The 3579-nt window shown below is 70.3% G+C and carries 4 protein-coding genes; 3 read left to right on the forward strand and 1 reads right to left on the reverse strand.

The features are described from left to right. The 3 genes from BZL64_RS36540 to BZL64_RS36550 all read left to right on the forward strand — a co-directional run. Positions 1–710: glycerophosphodiester phosphodiesterase family protein (locus BZL64_RS36540; RefSeq protein ID WP_107430422.1), on the forward strand; the 710-nt coding region annotated here is incomplete at its 5' end. Positions 711–773: 63 nt separating this feature from the next. Further along, positions 774–2132, forward strand: a complete 1359-nt coding sequence (locus BZL64_RS36545) for an MFS transporter (protein ID WP_107430423.1) — start codon at positions 774–776, stop codon at positions 2130–2132. A gap of 278 nt (positions 2133–2410) precedes the next feature. Then, complete coding sequence (locus BZL64_RS36550; protein ID WP_020128921.1) at positions 2411–2785, forward strand: RNA polymerase-binding protein RbpA; 375 nt, start codon at positions 2411–2413, stop codon at positions 2783–2785. 134 nt (positions 2786–2919) lie between these two features. Here BZL64_RS36550 and fxsA read toward each other — a convergent pair whose 3' ends face one another. After that, positions 2920–3498 (reverse strand): FxsA family membrane protein, encoded by a 579-nt coding sequence (gene fxsA, locus BZL64_RS36555; protein ID WP_425276108.1) that lies wholly within the window; start codon positions 3496–3498, stop codon positions 2920–2922. Between the last annotated feature and the right edge of the window lie 81 nt (positions 3499–3579).

Here is a 3579-nt window from a genome sequence, read left to right on the forward strand (position 1 = left end):
ACCGCGGCGGCGCCGCCGACGGTCTGGAGAACACCGTGGCGCAGTTCCGGCGCGCGGTCGAGGCGGGCTACCGCTACATCGAGACGGACGTGCACGCCACGCGGGACGGCAGACTCGCCGCGTTCCACGACGCGACGCTGGACCGGCTGACCGACGGCGCGGGCCGCATCTCCGATCTGCCGTGGGCGCGGGTACGGGAAGCGCGTGTGGGCGGCAAGGAGCCCGTCCCGCTGTTCGAGGAACTCCTGGAGACGTTCCCCGAGGTCCGCTGGAACATCGACATCAAGGCCGAACCGGCGCTCCACCCGCTCCTGAACCTCATCGGGCGCGCCAACGCCTGGGACCGGGTCTGCGTCGGCTCCTTCTCCGAGGCCCGCGTCCTGCGCGCCCAGCGGCTGGCGGGCCCGCGCCTGGCGACGTCGTACGGCACCCGCGGGGTGCTCAATCTGCGGCTGCGGTCCTGGGGGGTGCCCGCGGCACTACGCCGCTCGGCCGTGGCCGCACAGGTTCCGGAGGCCCAGTCGGGCATCCAGGTCGTGGACCACCGCTTCGTACGTTCCGCCCACGCGCGCGGGCTCAAGGTGCACGTGTGGACGATCAACGAAACCGATCGGATGCACCGGCTCCTGGACCTGGGGGTGGATGGCATCATGACCGATCACATCGACATGTTGCGCAAGGTCATGGAGGAGCGGGGCGTCTGGGTCTGACCCCGGTCGCCCTCTGGTCCGCTCAACGTGCGCGACGTCCTGGGCGGGGAAGCGAGGGCGCGGGTGGACACGGAATCCGTGCGGGCGGAGGCGGCCGACGACGCCGCCGGGCGACGGCGCGAGCAGCGCGGCTGGTACTTCTACGACTGGGCCTGCTCGGTCTACTCGACGAGCGTGCTCACCGTGTTCCTCGGCCCGTATCTGACGTCGGTCGCCAAGGAGGCCGCCGACGCCGGCGGCTATGTGCATCCGCTGGGCATCCCGGTCCGCGCCGGCTCCTTCTTCGCCTACTCGGTGTCCCTGTCGGTGATCGCGGCCGTCCTGGTCATGCCGCTGGTGGGCGCCGCCGCCGACCGCAGCGGCCGCAAGAAGCCTTTCCTCGCGGCCGCCGCCTATACGGGGGCCGCCGCCACGACGGGCATGTTCTTCCTGTCCGGCGACCGCTACCTGCTGGGCGGCGTGCTGCTCGTGGTGGCGAACGCGGCCCAGTCCGTCGCGATGATGCTCTACAACTCCTACCTGCCTCAGATCGCCCCGCCCGAGGAACGCGACGCGGTGTCCTCGCGCGGCTGGGCCTTCGGCTACGCGGCGGGCTCCCTGGTCCTGGTCGTCAACCTGGTCCTCTACCTCGCCCACGACTCCTTCGGTGTCTCGGAGTCCACGGCCGTACGGATCTGCCTGGCCTCGGCGGGCCTGTGGTGGGGCGGCTTCACCCTGATCCCGCTGCTGCGGCTGCGCGACCGCCCGCCGGCGGTCACCGCCGCGGGGCGCGAGGCGAGCGTCCCTGGCCTGCGCCAGCTCGTGGCGACCTACCGGGACATGCGGCGCCACCCGCTGACCCTCGCCTTCCTGCTGGCCTATCTGGTCTACAACGACGGCATCCAGACGGTGATCTCCCAGGCCTCCGTCTACGGCTCCGAGGAACTCGGCCTCAGCCAGTCCACCCTGATCGGCGCCATCCTGCTGGTCCAGGTCCTCGCCGTCGCGGGCGCCCTGACGATGGGCCGGCTGTCCCGCACGTACGGCGCGAAACGCACGATCCTCGGCTCGCTGGTGGCCTGGACGCTCACCCTGGCCGTCGGCTACTTCCTGCCGTCCGGCGCACCGGTGGGCTTCTACGCGCTGGCGGCGGCGATCGGCCTGGTCCTCGGCGGCAGCCAGGCCCTGTCACGCTCCCTCTTCTCCCACCTCGTCCCGCCCGGCAAGGAGGCCGAGTACTTCTCGGCGTACGAGGTGAGCGACCGCGGGATGAGCTGGCTCGGGCCGCTGGTGTTCGGGATCACCTACCAGGTGACCGGAAGCTATCGGGACGCGATCATCTCGCTGGTGATCTTCTTCGTCCTCGGTTTCCTGCTGCTCGCACGGGTCCCCGTCCGGCGGGCGATCGCCGACGCGGGCAATCCCGTACCCGAAAGGATTTAGCGCTCAAGGCGAAAGGGCGGTAGTGTACGCGTTTGGCCTGCCAGGCGTACCGTTACTGCGTGTCAAAGATGCCGAAACGCTGGGTGACATCTCCTTTCAGATGTGACAAACCGGGCGCCGGTGGGTACTGCACTGGTTGACAAGGCTGCGGCTACGACGGCGACGCACGACCCGGAACGGGACTCCGAACGGGAATCTTTACCGCCGACCGGACGTTGACCGGATGACGACGACAGCGACACCTGTCCTGTGGGCGACAAGCCCGGGAGGCACGATTCATGAGTGAGCGAGCTCTTCGCGGCACGCGCCTCGTGGTGACCAGCTACGAGACGGACCGCGGCATCGACCTGGCCCCGCGCCAGGCCGTGGAGTACGCATGCGAGAAGGGGCACCGCTTTGAAATGCCCTTCTCGGTGGAGGCGGAGATCCCGCCGGAGTGGGAGTGCAAGGTCTGCGGAGCGCCTGCGCTTCTCGTGGACGGCGACGGCCCTGAGGAGAAGAAGGCCAAGCCCGCGCGTACGCACTGGGACATGCTGATGGAGCGGCGAACCCGCGAGGAACTCGAAGAGGTCCTCGAGGAACGGCTGGCCGTTCTGCGTTCCGGGGCGATGAACCTCGCGGTTCATCCTCGGGACAGCCGCAAGTCCGCATAGTCCTGCGGAGCTGGGGCTGGTTTACAGCGCACGACATATGACCGCGGGCGCCGTACGTGAAGTCACGTACGGCGCCCGCGGTCTTTGGCGTTGTTCGGCGGGGTCCGGGAGCTCGCGCCGCCGGACCCGCGCACTCACGGAGTCAGCGGAGGGCGCTGTTCCCGCTCGCCCTCGCCGCGCTCGTCGTGCTTGATCACCTCGCCCTGGACCACCTTTCCGTCCGGGCGGTGCATACGGGCCTGCTGGAAGGCGTCGCCGAGCGTGCCGGGAGTCGCCGTGCGGAGCTTGCGGTCGACCGTGCGTTCCGCATAGCGGCCGACGGCCTTCTGGACCGGCGCCAGGAGCAGCAGCAGCCCCAGCGCGTCGGAGGCCAGGCCGGGGATCATCAGGAGGAGGCCACCGAGCATCGTCAGGCCGCTGCCCCCGCCCGAGGAGGGGGGCGTGCCGCGCTGGAGCGCCTCGTTGAGGTTCTGGAAGGCGCGTCGGCCCGCCCGCTTGATGACGACCGAGCCGAGCAGGAAGCCGGCGAGCAGGAGCAGGAAGACGACGAACCCGCTGGTCGCTCCCGCGACCACGGTCAGCAGCCAGATCTCCAGCACCAGCCACGCGGCGAGCCCCAGCGGCAGGAACGTCCGCAGACGGGAGCGCCGGGGCCGGGTGTCGGGGGCACCCAGTGTGCCTGGCCCCGGCTCAGAGCGGCATAAGGGGCCGATCAGCGGTTCCTGTGCGATCCCGCCGGCCGACAGGACTAAGAGGGCTGCTGCGGAGAGGGGGTGGACGGGGAAGGCGAGGAC

It is taken from the genome of Streptomyces bobili (assembly GCF_002154575.1).
Lineage (GTDB): Bacteria > Actinomycetota > Actinomycetes > Streptomycetales > Streptomycetaceae > Streptomyces > Streptomyces bobili.